The organism is Bartonella sp. AA2SXKL (assembly GCF_042197205.1).
Classification (GTDB): Bacteria; Pseudomonadota; Alphaproteobacteria; order Rhizobiales; family Rhizobiaceae; genus Bartonella.
Window position 1 is genome coordinate 332 of the sequence record NZ_JBHIRN010000201.1, and the last position, 314, is coordinate 645.

1 pseudogene is annotated in these 314 nt (G+C 41.7%); it reads left to right on the forward strand.

The window, feature by feature from the left end:
- A pseudogene (locus ACFINS_RS10685) lies at positions 1 to 314 on the forward strand (NADP-dependent malic enzyme); the annotation flags it as partial.

Below are 314 nucleotides of genomic sequence, written 5' to 3' on the forward strand. Positions count from 1 at the left end.
CGAGAAGCTCTAGACTTTCATAGTCGTGGTCGTCCTGGAAAGCTTGAAATTGTTGCAACAAAGTCTATGGCAACACAGTATGATTTAGCACTTGCTTATTCGCCAGGTGTTGCTGTTCCGGTTAAAGCGATTGCTCAAAATCCAGAATTGGCTTACGATTATACGACAAAGGGCAACCTTGTTGCTGTAATATCAAATGGAACCGCTATCTTGGGTTTAGGAAATTTAGGTGCACTAGCGTCTAAACCGGTGATGGAAGGTAAAGCAGTACTTTTTAAGCGCTTTGCAGATATTGATTCAATCGATCTGGAAAT